At 64.7% G+C, this 1,383-nt stretch carries 2 protein-coding genes and 1 pseudogene; 2 read left to right on the top strand and 1 reads right to left on the bottom strand.

Features of this window, described 5'->3' with window-relative positions:
• Positions 1-559, top strand: a 559-nt coding sequence (locus tag ENZ75_RS31845) for an FCD domain-containing protein (RefSeq protein WP_164888175.1), incomplete at its 5' end; no start/stop codon positions are given.
• 14 nt (positions 560-573) lie between these two features.
• Here the strand turns inward: ENZ75_RS31845 and ENZ75_RS31850 are convergent.
• Complete coding sequence (locus ENZ75_RS31850) at positions 574-864, bottom strand: DUF3175 domain-containing protein (RefSeq protein ID WP_024501537.1); 291 nt, start codon at positions 862-864, stop codon at positions 574-576.
• 170 nt (positions 865-1,034) lie between these two features.
• Here ENZ75_RS31850 and ENZ75_RS31855 point away from each other — a divergent pair.
• Positions 1,035-1,383, top strand: a pseudogene (locus tag ENZ75_RS31855) (MFS transporter); the annotation flags it as partial.

Below are 1,383 nucleotides of genomic sequence, written 5' to 3' on the forward strand. Positions count from 1 at the left end.
CCGCTCGGCGGTGCGCGAAGCGATCAAGATGCTGATGGCCAAGAGCCTTTTGGCCTCACGTCCCAAGATCGGCAGCTGGGTCGAGCCGAAGGAACGCTGGAACCTGCTCGATCGCGATGTGCTGGCCTGGTACGCGACGTCGCCGGACCGCGAAGTGTTCCTCAAGACGGTGCAGGAATTCCGCCATATCATCGAGCCGGAAGCGACCGCGTTCGCCGCGATGCGAAGAACCGACGAGCAGATGGCCGAGATCAGCCTGGCCTGCCGTGAGATGGGCGCGGCGACGAGCCTGCAGGAGCGGACCCGCGCCGACACGCGCTTCCATCTCGCCATCCTGCGGGCTTCGGGCAACGACCTGCTGGTGCCGCTCGGCGTACTGATCGAATCCGCCTTCGATCATCTCTTTGCCTATACGACACGGGAGATCGACGATCTCAACCACGCGCAGAAGCTGCACGAGGCGATCGAGAAGAACATCCGCCTGCAGCGCCCCGACGCGGCGCGCAATGCTGTGCGCAAATTGCTCGCCAACACAGACGGCGTCATCCGCGCCCGGTAAGGCCGGACCGGCCGCTAATCATCCTTGTCCCGTCCGAAGGCGCTGCGCAGTTCGTCCTTGGCGTCCTCAAGCACTTTTTTGCGCGCGGCAGGCAAGTTCTTGCCGGCGCGGTTGATGTAAAAATTCAGCATCGACATGGCGGATTGGAAAGGCTCGGCCTTGCGCCTGTGGCTGTGTTCGGCGGATCGTTTCAGCGAGGCGGCGATCTTCCTGGCGTCGTCGGATTCGAAGACGTGATCCTCAAGATCCATTGCGTTGCTGTGCTCGGTCACCTCGGCCGACCATTTTTTCCTGGTGGCGGTCATCGCAGGACTCCTTTGCGGGGTGGGTTGCCGGGAAACTCCGCACATCGGTATCGGTTCCGCCCTGGCTCTGGAGCCACGGATTTGCCCGCTGTGGCGCTGCTGCGGCCTGAGAATGCGCCGATAGTGGCGCAAACGGCAGCCGATCTCCGAGACCGCCGACAGGAAACGCCTTGACCCGAACCGACAGCCTCCAGCCCGGCCCCGGCATCGACAGCTCCTATGCCTGGATGCGGCTTGCCATCTCGATGCTGCTGGCGACGATCGGCGCCGTGGGCATGTGGGCTGTCGTCGTCGTGCTGCCCGCCGTGCAGGCCGAGTTCGGCGTCGACCGCGCCGCGGCGTCCATGCCTTACACGGCGACCATGGTCGGTTTCGCCGCCGGCAACGTGCTGGTCGGCCGCGCCATCGACCGGATGGGTTACTGGATCCCGGCGCTGATCTCTTCGATTGCGCTTTCCGCGGGCCTGCTGCTCGCGGCGCTGTCGACCTCGATCCTGCAATTCACGCTTGCCCAGGGGG

The organism is Mesorhizobium sp. M7A.F.Ca.CA.002.04.1.1 (assembly GCF_004022805.1).
GTDB classification, from domain to species: domain Bacteria; phylum Pseudomonadota; class Alphaproteobacteria; order Rhizobiales; family Rhizobiaceae; genus Mesorhizobium; species Mesorhizobium ciceri.